This is a genomic window from Candidatus Binatia bacterium, from assembly GCA_036504975.1.
Taxonomy (GTDB): domain Bacteria; phylum Desulfobacterota; class Binatia; order UBA9968; family UBA9968; genus JAJPJQ01.
Genome location: DASXUF010000046.1, coordinates 1 through 16,107 on the forward strand (window position 1 = coordinate 1; position 16,107 = coordinate 16,107).

General features: G+C 60.4%; 11 protein-coding genes, 1 tRNA gene and 1 pseudogene. 10 read left to right on the forward strand and 3 right to left on the reverse strand.

Annotated features, from left to right (window positions below):
• The 3 genes from VGL70_05870 to VGL70_05880 form a co-directional block, all read right to left on the reverse strand.
• A partial coding sequence (locus VGL70_05870) for a hypothetical protein (protein ID HEY3303047.1) occupies window positions 1-1,724 on the reverse strand: 1,724 nt, incomplete at its 3' end.
• 3 nt (window positions 1,725-1,727) lie between these two features.
• On the reverse strand, window positions 1,728-2,477 hold the full coding sequence (locus VGL70_05875; GenBank protein HEY3303048.1) for an ABC transporter ATP-binding protein: 750 nt from the start codon (window positions 2,475-2,477) through the stop codon (window positions 1,728-1,730).
• Window positions 2,474-3,931: a transglutaminase-like domain-containing protein gene (locus VGL70_05880; protein ID HEY3303049.1), complete on the reverse strand. Its 1,458-nt coding sequence runs from the start codon at window positions 3,929-3,931 to the stop codon at window positions 2,474-2,476. Before VGL70_05880 ends, VGL70_05875 begins: the two co-directional genes overlap by 4 nt.
• Before the next feature lie 166 nt (window positions 3,932-4,097).
• Between VGL70_05880 and VGL70_05885 the strand changes: the two genes are divergently transcribed.
• The 10 genes and pseudogenes from VGL70_05885 to VGL70_05930 all read left to right on the forward strand — a co-directional run bounded on the left by VGL70_05885 (window position 4,098) and on the right by VGL70_05930 (window position 15,839).
• On the forward strand, window positions 4,098-4,544 hold the full coding sequence (locus tag VGL70_05885) for a Mut7-C RNAse domain-containing protein (protein HEY3303050.1): 447 nt from the start codon (window positions 4,098-4,100) through the stop codon (window positions 4,542-4,544).
• A 54-nt stretch (window positions 4,545-4,598) separates the two neighbouring features.
• Window positions 4,599-4,674: transfer RNA gene (locus tag VGL70_05890), tRNA-Asn, on the forward strand.
• Between the two features lie 35 nt (window positions 4,675-4,709).
• Entirely contained in the window at window positions 4,710-6,929 is a 2,220-nt protein-coding gene (locus VGL70_05895) for a xanthine dehydrogenase family protein molybdopterin-binding subunit (GenBank protein HEY3303051.1), read from the forward strand.
• A gap of 76 nt (window positions 6,930-7,005) precedes the next feature.
• The gene (locus tag VGL70_05900) at window positions 7,006-7,140 is read left to right on the forward strand and encodes a hypothetical protein (protein ID HEY3303052.1); all 135 of its coding nucleotides are present in this window, start codon (window positions 7,006-7,008) and stop codon (window positions 7,138-7,140) included.
• Between the two features lie 12 nt (window positions 7,141-7,152).
• A pseudogene (locus tag VGL70_05905) lies at window positions 7,153-7,536 on the forward strand (redoxin domain-containing protein).
• 3 nt (window positions 7,537-7,539) lie between these two features.
• Window positions 7,540-8,379 carry a DUF427 domain-containing protein gene (locus VGL70_05910; protein HEY3303053.1) on the forward strand — a complete coding sequence of 280 codons (840 nt, stop codon included), beginning with the start codon at window positions 7,540-7,542 and terminating at the stop codon, window positions 8,377-8,379.
• Between the two features lie 145 nt (window positions 8,380-8,524).
• On the forward strand, window positions 8,525-9,478 hold the full coding sequence (locus tag VGL70_05915) for an alcohol dehydrogenase catalytic domain-containing protein (GenBank protein HEY3303054.1): 954 nt from the start codon (window positions 8,525-8,527) through the stop codon (window positions 9,476-9,478).
• Window positions 9,479-9,722: 244 nt separating this feature from the next.
• The gene (locus VGL70_05920; protein ID HEY3303055.1) at window positions 9,723-11,345 is read left to right on the forward strand and encodes a right-handed parallel beta-helix repeat-containing protein; all 1,623 of its coding nucleotides are present in this window, start codon (window positions 9,723-9,725) and stop codon (window positions 11,343-11,345) included.
• Between the two features lie 241 nt (window positions 11,346-11,586).
• Window positions 11,587-14,004 (forward strand): TIGR03032 family protein, encoded by a 2,418-nt coding sequence (locus VGL70_05925; protein HEY3303056.1) that lies wholly within the window; start codon window positions 11,587-11,589, stop codon window positions 14,002-14,004.
• A 293-nt stretch (window positions 14,005-14,297) separates the two neighbouring features.
• Window positions 14,298-15,839: a right-handed parallel beta-helix repeat-containing protein gene (locus VGL70_05930; protein ID HEY3303057.1), complete on the forward strand. Its 1,542-nt coding sequence runs from the start codon at window positions 14,298-14,300 to the stop codon at window positions 15,837-15,839.
• Window positions 15,840-16,107 lie beyond the last annotated feature (268 nt).

Below are 16,107 nucleotides of genomic sequence, written 5' to 3' on the forward strand. Positions count from 1 at the left end.
TCTCGCATACTCGCCAAACTTTTTAAACCCAGCTTGATCGGCGCGACGACCGCCGCGACCGTGAGCGCGGCGACGAGCGCGACCGAAGGCGCGAGGACCCACAGCCCCGGCTGCGGCGCCGCCGACTTGAGCGACCGCGCGACGATCAGATAGACCGGCCACGCCTCGATCATCACGCAGAGCCCGACGAACGCGGCGCTAAAAATCATCGACGTTACGCCGCCGAAGCTGGTGGGGATTTGCGCGGCGTGATCGTATTCGAATTTCGGATACATCGCGCCGACGCCGACGCCGATCGCCGCGATGCCAAACGTCATCAGAAAAATCGTCACGAGCGACAGCGCCATCATCCAGTCGGGAACGCGGAGGAGCTTGTTGCTCAAAAATATCAGCAGCTCGCCCAGGACGAACAGCGGAACCCAGTTCAGCCAGAACTTGCTCCAGAGCATGGAGCGGAGCGCGATCGGAGACGTTTGCAGCAGCCACAGCGCTTTTCCTTCCAGACTGACGGCGGGAAAGGAGAAGCGGACCGCGACCGCGCTCAGGACGAAGCCCGCGAGCGCGAGGTTGGCGAAAGAAACCGCCGTGCGGAGCGTGGCGATGGGAATCGGCGAGCGGTCGAGCGGCAGGACTTTGAAGTTGTAGATATAGACGACGATCAGCGCGATGAGGAGAAAGAGCTGCGACCATTGCGTCGTGTCGCGCATGAAGGTCTTGATGTCTTTAAGCGCGATCGCCCTGGCCGTTGCCGGAAAAGGGCGCGTCGCGAGGTCGACTATCGCGTCGAGCAGGTAAGCTTTGCGCCGGCCCTGTGTCGATTCCTGCGCCTTCGACCAGGCCGCGAGATGGACGAGCGAGGAGATCCAGCCCGCCGTCCATGGAAGAAACAAGGCGTAGCTCGCGAGCAGCGGATAAAAGAACCACAGATCGGCCGGCCTTTGGAACAGCGACGCGCCGAGAATCTCGGCCGACCAACTGCTCGGCAAATACGGCGACGAGGGCGTTTCCATGGCGGTGAGATACTGGGCGAAGAAGCCGAAGCTCTCCGGATTGACGAGCTGCTCCGGCCGCGAGAAGCGGAAGAGGAAGTATAGGATGATGAACGCGAACAGGCCGATAAAGAAGAGAGCGTCGCGGATGCGGCGCGCCGGAAGGAAGTAGACGAGCAGGTGTGTGACGAGCACACCCGCGGCCGCGGGAATGACGATAAAGAGCGGCAGCACAAGCCCGACCCAGAGATAGAAAAGCGCCCCGCCGCGAAATACGGCGTCGTACGCGGCGAGAATGGGAAGAACGAAGAAGAGCACCATCCAGGAGGAATTGATCGTCGTGCTGGTCAGCCGCGCGGCGAAAAAGTGGGCCGGCGCCGTCGGCGCTGAACAGAGGAGAGGGAGATCGCTCGCGAGAAAAAACGCCGACAGGGCGGTGATGAGATTGCTGAACAGGAGCATGGACAAGAAAGTCAGCAGGATGATGAGAAGAAGCTGAAAGGCGAGAGCGGGTCCGAGCCCATGGACGCTCTGGAAATAAAGCAATACGCGCCGGACCACCCAGAAAGTGCCGAGCCAAAAACCGGCGGCGAGACCGAGAAGAACCAAGCGCCTCAACCAACCGCCGTTCTCTCTCCGGAACAATTCGTTCTTCCAGGAGAGGAGGAAGGGTGAGAGCAGGACGAGGACTGAGTGCTGAGTGCTGAGGGCTGAGTATCGGATTTTCAGATTCATCGCTCAGTCCTCATGGCTCAGTCCTGAATAGCCGTTTCGCGTCAGTTCCAGGAAGGCGCTTTCCAGGTTGCCGTCATCGACTTTTGCGAGCTGCCTGAGTTCGTCCATCGTGCCGCAGGCGATGAGCTTTCCCTTGTCGATGATGCCCACGCGATGGCAGACCTCTTCGGCGACGCCCACGCTGTGGGTCGAGAGAAAAACCGCGACGCCGCTCTTCGCGAGCGAGAGGAAAAGGTCTTTGAGCTTGCGCGCGCCTCTGGGATCGATGCCGACCATCGGCTCATCGGCGATGAGAATCTTCGGCTGGTGGAGCAGCGCGGCGCTGAGGACGAGGCGCTGCTTCATGCCGTGCGAGTACCCTTCGATCAGCTCTTCGCGCCACGCGGCAAGCTCGAAGGTCTCCAGGAGATCGGCCGTTTTCCGTTCCAGCGCCGCCGGCTCCACGTGATGGAGCGAGCCGACGAACTTGAGGAACTCGCCGCCGGTCAGCTTCTCGTAGATAAACGGCCGGTCGGGAACGTAGCCGGTGATCGCCTTCGCCTTCTCAGGCTCCCGCTCGACGTCGAAGCCGCCGAGGAGAACGCGGCCCGCGCCGGCGCGGAGAATTCCCATCATGACTTTGATCGTGGTGGTTTTCCCCGCCCCGTTCGGTCCGAGAAAACCGAAAATCTCCCCGGCGGGAATTTCGAGATCGAGCGAGTCCACCGCCGCGAGCTTGCCGTAGTGCTTTGAGAGGTTCTCGACGCGAATCATGATGCTTCCATCACCTGGATTTTCAAGTTGCCGATGAGTTGAAGGATGTCCACCTGCCGGTCGATGTCGCCTTCGAGAAATTTGACGTGGGTAACGTCCGCCGGAAATTGATTGAGCACCGGATCAAGCGAGACCCATTCGCCGAGCCAGACTTCCGACCACGCGTGGTAATAAAAAGCGCCGCGCAGATGGACGACGCCGACCGCGGTCTTCGCCGGGATGCCCGCGGCGCGGGCGAGGGCGCTGAAAAGGACCGCGTGCTCGTTGCAGTCGCCTCTTTGGGTGCGGAGAACTTCCAGCGCGGTGGGAATGCTCACGGTCGGCTCTTTGGCGATCTCGCGGTAAACCCAATCCTTGATGCGCGCGGCGGCTTTGACGGCGTCGCTTTCTCCCCGGACGATCGCCCGCGCCAGAGCGCGAATCTCGGGATGATCGCTTTGGACAAACGGCGTGGGCTGAAGATAAGCGGAGAATTTCCGCCGGTCGGCCGGAAGCCTGTAAGAACGGACGCCGTCCAGCTCCTCGCGCCTGATTTGCAGGGTATCCAGATGGAGCCGCTGGCGGCCGCCGTCGAGCGGAAAATTATCGAGCTTGAAACCGGAGAGCCTCAAGCGAAGAAATTCTTTGCGCGCGGAGTCCGCGATGGGCGCGGACACGGGAACGGCCGTTTTTGCGAGCAGGTCGAGAGACAACGACTTGGCGCCGAGAGTTGCCGTCGCGTCGCCGGCGCTCTCTTTGACGAGCGAGAGGCCGGTGGGGCTTTCTTCCTTCAACGTTCTACCCGAGCCGTCCACCCAGGAGATCACCGAGATGCCCTTGAAATTCTGCCGCAAGCGGATCGCCGGCTCCATTTTCCCGGCGATTTGTATTCGCTCCCGTCCTTCAATCGTGACCGCCGTGAGCTGCTGCGACAGCGTCGCCGGATCGAACGTCGGAAACAGGTGCTCTTTGCCCGGCTCCAGGTTTTGCGTGACGATGTAAGGCTTGAGCGCCGCGAGCAGATACGGCGGGTGGCGCAGCGGCAGCTCCGTTTCCGTCCGCTCGCCGCCGGAGCTCACTTCGAGGCGCAGCCTGCCGGGGACGAATTCTCCGCGGGCGCTGAAGCGCACGTTGTCGGAATCGAGACGAAAGTCGAACCGCCTCAAAGCCCATTCCGGATCGGCGCTCATGTCGAGACGGCTGGCGACGGTTTGCGTCGTTTCCAATATATTGAGGCGCAGGACCGAGGAATTTTGCACGTTGTATCCGCCGGGCTCGGGAGTTATTTTCTGGCTGGAGGCGCCGATCTTTTCGCCGTGGAAGTAAACTCCCCACGACTCGTCGAGCGGCTCGGTGATCGCGCTGACGGCGGCGAGAGTAACGGGCGGAGGCGGCGCGGCGAGCTGGCGCTTCAAGAGCAGGAAGTTCATGAAGCACCAGAAGAGAACGATGGCGACGCCCGTGACTCGCTTCAAATTCATCCGCCGCGAATTATATACTACAGCGGGTGAAAAGAATATCTTGGATGCTCTCGTGTTGTGGTTCAATTTGATTTGAACAACGTGTCATTGTAGGGGCAGGCCCCCGTGCCTGCCCGGTTTTCGGGCGACCTCGCAGGGTCGCCCCTGCAAATTGTTTTTAATGCAATTCGCCGCCGACAAGATGTTGGGCAGGCTTGCCCGCTGGCTCCGGATCATCGGGCAGGATGTGATCTACGGCCCGGAGTTGTCCGACGCCGGGCTGATCCGCGCCGCGCGGCGGGAGGACCGGCTCATTCTCACGCGCGACCGCGCGCTCGGGAAGAAAAATCCGCCGCCTTATCTTTTGATACAGAGCGACCATTTTCGCGAGCAGCTCCGTCAGGTGATCGAGGAATACGGCCTGGACCCGCTGAAGGACGCTTTCACGCGCTGCGTCGAATGCAACGCGCGCTTCGAGCCGGTGGAGAAAGCGGAAGTCGAAGGCAAAGTGCCGCCGTACGTCTTTGCCACGCAGGAAAAATTTTCCTTCTGCCGCAAGTGCCGGCGCCTCTATTGGCCGGCGACGCACCAGGAGAGAATACTGCAAGAGCTGAAGGCGCTACGCTGAAATTACCTGGAATTTGATAGCCCCGTGTGTTAATTAAATCGAATTGCACATGCTTCCCCGGTAGCTCAGTCGGTAGAGCGGGTGACTGTTAATCACTAGGTCGGGGGTTCGAGTCCCTCCCGGGGAGCCAGATATTATTTTACCGGCCTGATAAGAGGTAGCGAGATGGGGCAAAAAAAGGTCGTAGGCAATCCGACGCCGCGCGTCGAGGGCGAGCAAAAAGTTACCGGCACAGCGGTCTACGCCGTGGACGTGGTTCTTCCCGGAATGCTCTGGGGCAAGGTATTGCGCAGCCCGATCGCCTTCGGCCGCGTCAAAAGAATCGACGCGAGCCGCGCGCTGCAACTGCCGGGCGTCCAGGCGGTGCTCACAGGTGAAGAGGTTACGGGACTCAAGATCGGGAGAAAGCTCTACGACATGCCGATCCTGGCCGACGGCGTCGTGCGCTTCATCGGCGAAAAAGTCGCCGCGGTCGCCGCGGACAGCGAAGAGATCGCCGAGGAAGCGGTCAATCTTATCGACGTGGAGTACGAGGAATGGGAGCCGGTGCTCGACCCTGAAAAGGCGATGGAGCCTTCCGCGCCGATCATTCATCCCGACGTGCCCAACTACAAAGGCCTCCCCAACAAGCTGGAAGCCGCCAGCAACGATTTCATTTACGTGACGTGGAAGAAAGGCGATATCGAGGAAGGTTTCCGCCAGGCCGAGCTGGTCGTCGAGAACGTCTTCCACACCAACCAGGTCCATCACGCCTACATCGAGCCGCACTCTTGCGTGGTGAAGACCGCGCCGGACGGCTCAGCGGAAATCTGGGCGTGCAGTAAAGTGCCTTACGGCATCCGCGAACAAGTCGCCAACGCGGTCAAGATCAGCCCGGAAAAGCTCGTCGTGCATCCCTGCTACATCGGCGGCGACTTCGGCGGCAAGGGCGACTTCATGGACGTCGCGCTGGTCTATTGCATGTCGAAGAAGAGCGGCCGGCCGGTGAAGATGGTGATGGACTACGATGAGGAGTTCGTCGCCGGCAATCCCCGCCACGCCTCGGTCATCCGGGTCAAGACCGGCCTCAAGAAGGACGGCACGATCGTCGCGCACCACATGGAATTTATTTTCGACAGCGGCGCCTACGGCGCGTTCAAGCCCAATGCGTATCTCAACGGGCCGCACGGCTCCGCCGGGCCCTATAAGATCCCGCACGTGCTGATCGAGGAGCACATGGTCTACACGAATAAGATTCCTTGCGGCCACATGCGCTCGCCCGGAGACCCGCAGGGATTTTTCGCCAACGAGAGCCAGCTCGATCTCGTCGCGAAGAAGCTGGGGATGGACCGGATCAAGTTCAGGCAGAAAAATTTGATGCGCGACGGCGACCAGGATCCGACCGGGCAGAAGGTCGATTACATCAAGACCGAAGAAACGCTCCAACGCGCGCTCAGGGAAGCGGGTTTTTATCAACCCAAGGCGAAGAACGTCGGGCGCGGAGTGGCGCTGGTGCAGTGGATGGCGAACGGCGGCTCGGGGACGGTGGGGATCAAGATCGACGCGGAAGGTCTCGTGATGATCTCTTCGGCGATGCTCGATCAGGGCGCCGGAACTTACACGCTCCTCTGCGAGATCGTGGGACAGGAGCTTGAGCTTCCTCTCAGCCGCATGAAGGTCGAGACGCTGGATACGAAGACTGGCAAGCAGGACACGGGCGTCGGCGCTAGCCGCGCGACGCGAGTCTACGGCAACGCGGCGTACCAGGCGGCCATGAAGGCGGTCGAAGAGATCAAGAGAGTCGGCGCGGAACAACTGAAGACGACGCCGGATCAAATCCTCCTTTCCAAAGGCGCAGTGACGGCGAAGCGCGGCGGGCGGCGATTGAGCTATGCCGAGCTGGCGAAGGCCAAAGGCTCTCCGATCGCCGTCGAGGCGAGCTACAACGATACCTCCAAAGTCCACGAGGCCTCGATGTGCGCTCAAGTCGCGGAAGTGGAAGTCGATCCGGAGACCGGACAGGTCAAGCTCAGAAAATTCACCTCCACGCACAACACGGGGACGGTGATCAATCCGCTCATGCACCAGGGGCAGATCGAAGGCGGCGCCATGATGGGCGTCGGCTACGCCTTGATGGAGCACCTGATGATCTCCGACGGCAAAGTGACGACGACGCATTTCGGCGATTACAAGATTCCCACGATCAAAGATCTCCCGGCTTTCAAGACCTTGGTGATGGAGCGGCCCAAAGGCGCCGGTCCGTACAACAGCATGCCGATCGGAGAAACCTCCAATATCGCCGCCGCGGCGGCGATCGCCAACGCCGTGGAGGACGCGGTGGGAGTGAGGATCAACTCGCTCCCGATCACGGCGGAGAAGGTGCTCGCGGCGCTGCGCGGGGCGTAAATTTGAAGGCGACGATACGCGTCGCCCTTCGACGAGCTCAGGGTGACCGGTTCGTGAACGGATTCTCGGTTGTCACATGACTCGACCGGTCATCGGCGACAATTTTCCTTCGGCCAGGCTCGACGACGTTGAAGGCGCGGCCGTCCAGTTTCCGGAAATATTTTCCCGCGCGCCGGCCACGGTCGTGTTTTTCTACCGCGGGCGCTGGTGACCGTGGTGCCGGGCCCAGGTGACGGCCTTCGTTTACGAATCCGAGAGATACACCCGGGAGAAGATACAGATCCTAGGCGTCAGCGTCGAGCCGCCGGAAGAGGGGAGGAAGCTGATCGAGCGCGTGACGCGCGACTGCCGGGAAGACCGGCCGCACATTCCGCTCGATCCGTATCCTTTGCGTTTACTCTGCGATCCTCAAGCCGAGCTGATCCGCGCGGCGGGCGTGGCGAACGAAGGCCACTGGGCCGGTTTGATCTCTCATCCGGTCACGTTCGTCGTCGATCGCGCCGGAATCGTCCGTTGGATTTACGCCGGCGACAGCGCGTCGGACCGTCCAAGCCCGGTGGCGCTGGCGAAAACGGCGGTGGCGGTGGCGAAAGGCGAGAAGGAATGAATCATGGCTGATAGTTCACGGCCGCTCGCGACTGTTCCCGGCGAAGGATCGATGGTTCCTGAATGGCCGAAAAGCTCCTCCGATACATCCGACCATTGGATCCACGTCGAAGAATCTCCGAGGCGCGTGCGCGTCTCGTTCGGCGGCGAGACGATCGCCGACAGCAAGCATGCGCTGCTGCTGCGCGAGAGAAAATGTCTGCCGGTCTATTATTTTCCAAAACCAGATGTTCGCATGGAAGTGATGCATCCCACGAGCCATCGAACTCATTGCCCGTACAAAGGCGACGCCTCCTACTGGGCTATCAAAGTCGGCGCGAAGGCGGCGGAGAACGCCGCCTGGAGCTACGTCGATCCGCTCGCTTCCGCTTCCGCAATCAAGGGACATTTCGCCTTTCAATGGAATCTGATGGACTCGTGGCACGAAGAGGAAGAAGAAATTTTCGTCCATCCGCGCGATCCTTATAAAAGAGTCGACGTGCTGCAGAGCTCGCGTCACGTGGTTGTCACTGCGGCCGGAGAAACGGTGGCGGATACGCGCCGGCCGCGTCTCCTGTTCGAGACCGGGCATCCATCGAGATATTATATCCCGCTGGACGATATCAGGCGCGATTTGTTGCTGCTGTCCGAGACTGCTTCGCGCTGTCCATATAAAGGCATCGCGTCCTACTGGTCGGTTAAAATCGGTGACAAAATCTTTCAGGATCTCGCCTGGAGCTATCTCGACCCCATTCCCGAATGTCCGAAGATCAAAGGGCTCGTCTGTTTCTTTCAAGAGCGCGAGGCGACGATCTACGTCGACGGCGAGGAGTTGCCGAGACTTCGGACAAAGTGGTCGCGTTAGCCCTGGACTGAGAGCCTAGCAAATTTCGGGCGGATATTGATTCCCTCTCCCGCTTGCGGGAGAGGGTTAGGGTGAGGGTAAATTTGTGGTCACTGCTCCACCCTCACCTCTATCCTCTCCCTCCAAAGGAGGGCGAGGAGGTTATATGCGTGCGCTTCGCTGGGATGGACAAAGGCTAACGTTCGATTTTGCATATCCGACTCCTTCAGTTTCAGGGGAGACTGCTCTCGTCCGCGTGCGTCTCGCCGGCATTTGCTCCACGGATCTGCAAATCTTCAAAGGCTACATGGGGTTTCGCGGCGTGCCCGGTCACGAGTTCGTCGGCGACGTCATCGAGGGGCCCTCGGCTTTCTTAAGCAAGCGCGTCGTGGGCGAGATCAACTTCGTTTGCGGGCGGTGCGAGTTTTGCCGGCGGGGGCTAGGCCGCCACTGCCCCAAGCGGCAGGTGATGGGCATTCTCGGCGCCGACGGCTGTTTTGCCGAAGTCGTTGCCGTGCCGGCGCGAAATCTTCACGTCGTGCCGGACGGCGTCTCCGACGAAGAGGCGGTCTTCACCGAGCCGTTGGCGGCGGCGCTCGAAATACTCGACCAGGTCGAGATCGATTTCACGCGCGAGGTGCTGGTCTTCGGCGACGGCAAGCTGGGACTTCTCTGCGCGCAGGTCGTTGCCCTCACGGGCGCGCGCGTGACGCTGGTCGGCAGGCATCCGGAAAAGCTGAAAATGGTAAAGAAGCTCGGTATCCGCACCGTATTGCTGTCCGACTGGCGGCGGCAATGGGCCGATATTGTGATTGAGGCGACCGGCTCGACAACGGGCCTCGAGACGGCGCTCAGCGCCGTGCGCCCGCGCGGAACGCTGGTGCTAAAGAGCACGGTCGCCGACGAGCATAAGCTTTCGCTCGCGCCGTTGGTGATCAACGAGGTCACCGTGGTCGGCTCGCGCTGCGGTCTCTTTCCTCCGGCGCTCGACGCGCTGGCGCAGAAAAAAGCCCAGGTGACGCCGATGATTGAAAAAATTTATCCTCTAAGTGAAGCTCTCGACGCCGTCGCGCACGCGGGCAGACCGGGCGTTTGTAAAGTCCTGCTAAAGAATACCTAGCGGCGATCCGTTCAAACTCCCACTCACACGCCTCCTGTAAACCTTTTTTCTAAACTTACGTCTAATCGAGGTACGCGCTTTACGTATCTAGGGTGTTTACCTGTATGGCTCTGCCTTCGTTTTCGCTCACCACGCGTGCCGATGCACCCGCAGCCTATCCTTATATATATGGATCAACTCGCATCAGCTCTAATCTAATCCTCGACGCAGAATCTTGGTTAGCAATAGAAAGTAAGGAGCGGCCATGAACTATTTCAGCCCGGTCTCATTTCCGGCGTACGAGACGATCGTCGCCGCGTGGGACTCTCAGGTTGCTCAAGCGGCGGAAGACTCCTGTCTGGCGGAAGCGCTGGCCGACGCCGGGACCGAGCTGTTTCCGCGCTTTGCCGCCTGCTATTCGCAGTTGCGCGCGTTGCCGCGCGGGGCGCGGCGCGCTCTTCAGCGTCGGCTGGGACGCTCGCAAGAGTTCGCCGCGGTCCTGCCGAAGTGGACACAGCGAGAGATCGGAGCGACTCTGCAACGGCAGCTCGCGTGCACACTCGCCGGAGCGGCGTTGCTGCTTGCCTTGGGACAGGGAACAGGTCGCGCAGCGACAATAACCGTCGATACCAACATTCCCAAGATCAACTCCGACGGGCAATGCTCGCTGGTCGAGGCGATCATCAACGCCAACAACGATGCGGCGACGCACTCCGATTGCGCGGCGGGAAGCGGCGCGGACGTCATCGAGCTGGCGGCGGCTACGACTCATACGCTCACGAACAGCTACGCAAATTATTATGGGGCGACGGGTCTGCCGAGGATCACCAGCGATATCACGATCGAAGGAAACGGCGCCAAGATCGCCGGCAAAAAGGGGGCACATTTCCGCCTGATCGCCGTGGAAAGTTCCGGCGATCTCACTTTGCAAAATGTCACAGTCAGCGGCGGGTCGCAGCACTATGGCGGCGCGATATTTAATTACGGCACGGTCACCATTAACTACAGCACCATCACCGGGAGCAAAGCGGGGTTGGGCGGCGGCGTGTTCAATGGGGCCGCCGCATCCCTCAACATATACAGCAGCACCATTTCAAAGAATACCGCCTTCTACGGCGGCGGTATTTATGATTACAGCGGCGCCGTCAGCATCGGTTACAGTACGATTACTGGCAATAAAGCGTTCGTCGACGGCGGCGGTATTTACGAGCGCTCGGGTTCGCTGGCCGTTGCGTACAGCACGATTTCTAAGAATACGTCCGGTCGCGACGGCGCCGGCGTGCACAACCGCGATAGTTATTCCACGATCAGTTACAGCACGATATCCGGGAATAGGGCCGGTTGGCTCAGTTATGGCGGCGGCATCTACGACCGCTCGAGCACGACGTCGATCGAGAACAGCACCATCTCGGGCAACAAGGCGACCTATGGCGGCGGCATATTCAACCGCGCAACGTTGACGGTTTCCAACAGCACCGTCGCGAAAAATAGCGCCTTCGACGGCGGCGGGATATTCAACTTGCGGGACCTCACTCTCAAGCGCAGCCTCATCTCCGGCAACCGGGCGTTCTGGGGACGCGAGATCGACAACTATGGCACGGTCGCCAGAAACAATTACAACTTGTTCGGAACGGACAACCGTGACGGCGTCCTGGGTTTTTCACCCGGCGCGACCGACATTGTGCCGGCCTCGGGCGTTTTTATCGGCGACATTCTGGCCCCGCTCGCCGATAACGGCGGCGCGACCTTCACGCATGCACTGGTGGCCGGCAGCCCGGCGATAGACGCGGCGCCGGCCGACGCCGACTGCCCGTCGGCCGACCAGCGCGGCGTAGCGCGGCCGCAAGGCGCCAGCTGCGATATCGGTTCTTTCGAGTTGGAGCCGTGATTCGCGGGCGATTTTTTGGTAGTGGTTCAGTTTCACAAAATTTTGTAGGGGCGATCCCCCCGTGGTCGCCCGAAAAAAAATGGGCAGGCACAGGGGCCTGCCCCTACATAGACATGTCGTTGAATTAAATTGAACCACTACCGAATTTTCCCCTGAGACTGCGGCCACCGATGTGATTCAGCGCGCCGATCGTTTGACAGCGAGTCCCCGACTCAAGTATATAGCGTCAATTAGGCGCTAGATGGCTGAAGCAACTCCTCCGTCCCCCGACGCTGCGCTCCGCAGCGTGCACACCGCCAATCTTCCCGCTCTTTTCGACCAGCTCCAAATCAGCCTGGTGGTTTCCACGTACCAGGCGGGCAAAGCGATCGTCGTCCGCAACGACAACGGCGCGTTGAACACGCACTTCCGGACGTTCGCCAAACCGATGGGCATCGCCGCCGATCACAATCGGCTGACGATCGGCGGCTCGAACACGGTTTGGGAATATCGCAACATGCCGGCGGTGGCGCAGAAGCTCGAGCCGGCCGGCAAGCACGACGGCTGCTATCTTCCCCGGCGCATTCACGTGACCGGCGACATCGACATCCACGAGCTTGCCTGGGACCGCGACAACGAGTTGTGGATCGTGAACACGCGCTTTTGCTGTCTTTGCACGCTCGACGCCGATCACAGCTTTCATCCCCGCTGGCGCCCGCCGTTCCTGAGCGGCCTGGCGCCGGAAGACCGCTGCCACTTGAACGGCCTCGCCATGGTCGACGGCCGCCCGAAATACGTCACTGCGTTGGGAGAGACCGACACTCCTGGAGGCTGGCGCGCGAACAAAGCGAAGGGCGGCATCCTAATGGACATCGAGACGAACGAAATCCTGCTGCGCGGACTTTCCATGCCGCACTCGCCGCGCTGGTATCAAGGCAAAATGTGGGTGCTGGAATCCGGCGAGGGCAGTTTGGCCGCGGTCGATCTCGAACGGCGCGCGTGGCGCACGGTTGCGCACGTGCCGGGGTTCACCCGCGGCATCGATTTCATCGGCCCGCTCGCTTTCATCGGACTTTCGCAGGTGCGGGAGAGCGCGGTTTTCAGCGGCATTCCGCTGGTGCAGCGGCTGCGCGAGCGCACCTGCGGCGTGTGGGTGATTCACATCGAAACCGGCCAGACGCTCGGCTTTCTCCGCTTCGAGGCCGGCGTGCAGGAGATCTTCGCCGTTCAAGTGCTGCCAGGAATCCGTTTTCCCGAGGTGCTGGAGTGGAACGATCCGCGGCTCGCCCAATCCTACGTGCTCCCGGACGCGGCGCTTGCCGAAGTGATTTTGCCGACGGAGGAAGAGCTGGCGCGCTCGCCGGCGTTTCATTTCCAGCGCGGCAACGAATTCTACCGGCAGGGCAAGCTCGACGAAGCCGTCGCCGCCTACCGGCGCTGCGTCGCCATCCAGCCGGAATTTCCCAACGCGCTGTACAATCTAGGAGTCGCTCTCGGCGACGCGGAAAATTATTCGGAGGCGACCGCTTGTCTGGAAAAAGTCATCGAGGCGGAGCCGGAGCGCGCCGAGGCCTACAACAGCTTGGCCTACGCGCTCAGCCGGCAGCGCCAGCCGCGGAAAGCGATCGAATATTGCGAGCGCGCGATCGAGCTGCAGCCGAACTATGCCCAAGCACGCTTCAATCTGGGTATAAATTTGCTGCAAATCGGCGACTACAAGCGCGGCCTCGGCGAATACGAGTGGCGCTGGCAGACCGGACAATTCACGCCGTTCCGCTGTCCGCATCCCAAGTGGGACGGCCAACCGATACCGGAGAAGAAGCTCTTGATCCACACCGAGCAGGGCGCCGGCGATGCGATCCAGTTCGCGCGCTATTTACCGCGCGCCGCCGAACGCTGCGGCAAGCTGATCCTCCTCTGCCGCGACGACTTGATGCCGGTCTTCTCGACCCTGCCGGGGATCGCCGAGATCCGCACGGCGGGGCAAATCGGCGTCGCCGAGTTCGACGTCCATGTTCCGCTGCTGAGCTTGCCGCATCTTTTCGGCACCACGCTCGAAACGATTCCGGCGGAAGTGCCGTACGTCGATGTCGCCGCCATCCGCAGGCGCAAAGACAACCCCGCGCTCGCGCTGACCGACTCCGCTCGTCCCAAAGTCGGCATCGTGTGGGCCGGCAGCGCCACGCATCGCAACGATCGCCATCGCTCTATTCCATTGAAAGAATTTCTGCCGGTTCTCCTGACGCAGGGCATCGACTTCTACGGCTTGCAAAAAGGGGAGCGGGCGCGCGATCTGACCGACCTTCCGTCGGATGTTCAGGTGCAGGATCTCGATCCCATGCTCGGCGACTTCGGCGATCTTGCCGTGATCGTCGAGCAGTTGGATCTGGTGATCAGCGTCGATACTTCGGTCGCGCACGTCGCGGGCGCATTGGGCAAACCGGTGTGGACGCTGCTCTCCGACGTGGTGGATTGGCGCTGGGGCTTGGAGGGCGAGAGCACGCCGTGGTATCCGACGATGCGTCTCTTTCGCCAGAGCCGGCTCGACGATTGGGCCGGCGTGATGCAGCGCGTCGCGGCGGCGCTGAATGAACGCGAATGGCCGGCGCATGAGGCTCGAGAACTAAAATCCGATGCGGGAAGCCTTGCGGTGACTCCCGAATATAAGGAACTTCTGTAAATTATTTTCAGACCGCCGGCCGGCTCACCGGTTTACCTCTTGACGGTTGGTTTTTTTCCGGCCGGCCTCCATCTTCGATAGGTGCGTTGCCGCTTATCGGTCGCGCAACGCTCTTAGCCTGCTGTCCCTCCAATTCCCTGCCGTACTCTTACGGACCTCGAAGTTCGCTATGCGTCGTAACCTTCTAAAAGCAGCTCAAATTTTAACTCGCGCAAGCTTGACTGCCAAATCGTCTCTGGTACAATCGGCCACCGCCATTTTTAAGGCGCAAAAATTACCACGAGAGGTTCATTATGAATTATTTTCAGGCCTACCTTCCCTCTTTGGACGAAGCGATCGTCGCCGCGTGGGACTCGCAAGTCGCAGCGGCGGCGGAGACGCCGTGGCTCTCGAAGGCGTTGGCAACGCAGAGTACTGATCTCTTCCCGCGTTTTGCCGCCTGCTATGCGCAACTTCGCGCGTTGCCGCGCGGCGCCCGCCGCGCTTTACAGCGCCGGCTGGCGCGGTCCGAAGAGCTGGCGGAATCCTTTCCGGAATGGCTTCGGGGTCAAACGGGGCATGCGCTGCAGCAGAAGCTCGCGCGTTCTTTGGCCGGCGCGGCGTTGTTGCTCGCGCTGGGGCAGAGTGCACAGGCGGCCGTCATTAATGTCGCCTTGAATAAAACCGGCGTCAAGGCGGACAGTCAGTGCTCGTTGATCGAGGCGATTGTCAACGCCAACGACGATGCGGCGACTCACGCCGACTGTACGGCCGGCAGCGGCGCGGACGATATTGTATTGACGGCGGGCAGCGTTCACACGCTCACAAAAATTAACAATTCCACCTATGGTGCCACGGGCTTGCCTGTGATCACGACCCCAATCACCATTACAGGCAACGGCGGCAGAATCAGACGAAAAATCATCGGAACGCCGGGGTTTCGCATCTTTGCGGTGAGTAACACCGGGGATCTTACACTCGACAATGTGACTGTTAGCGGCGGCAGGAAGTTGTCGATCAAAGGCGGCGGCGTGTACACCCTAGGGGTTGTCACGATCAACAACAGCACGATTACGGGAAACCGAGCTGAGTACGGCGGCGGTGTCTACAATTCATACGGCGAGCTTATTATCACCGGCGGCAGCACGATCACGAATAACAAGGCCGGCTCCGGCGGCGGCGTGGCCACCGACAACGGCACGCTCACGATCAACAACAGCACCATTTCCAACAATACGGCCACCAGCGCTCTTGGCTACGGCGACGGCGGCGGCGTATTCAGCAAAGCCAATCAAGCTTCTTATCCCACCTCCATCGTCGGCAGCACAATCACGGGAAATAGAGCCAGGTTTGGCGGCGGCGTGTATGCCCTCAATACCGGTCTCGGGAGCGAGGTTACGATCGACGGCGGCACGATTTCGCAGAATACGGCCTTTCTGAGCGGCGGCGGAATCTATCACTATGACGGGAGCGTCGCGATTATGAACTCTCACGTCCTTACGGAGAACCACGCCAAGTACGGCGGAGGTATTTATAATCGATCGGGACAGTTGTCGATCGACAACAGCACCGTCTCGGACAATAGGGCCACGGGGCGTACGTTAAGCTCGGGCGGTGGAATATACAATTATCCGAACGCGACACTTCTAGTGACTAACAGCACGATTAGCGGCAACACCTCAAGGTACGGCGGCGGCGTGCGCAATGCCGGGTACTTTTATATGGATGCCACCGGCACAATCACGACCAATACGGCTATCATCAGCGGCGGCGGGGTATACAATTCCGGTGCCGCTACCTTTAACTATACTAGCGGCACGGTCTACGGCAACACGCCGGACGACATCTATCCATGAGGCGGCGTTTTCTCTGCGAGCGCTCGATGTCTTGTCGTCTCTAACCGCTGATTCGAAATTTCCACACCTGCTTTACGTACCAGGGAGCGCTTTGGCGCTCCCTGGTCTTTAAAGGTGTGGGGCTGCTCCGCCTGAGCCGAAGTTTTCCGCATCCGAAAAAAAACCTACTCAATGGTTGACAGGTAGCTGCCAACTGAAGTATATAGCGCCAATTTGTCGGCGTCGTAGGCTCGGCATTAAAAAGGTCGAACCTCAATCGGAAAGAAGC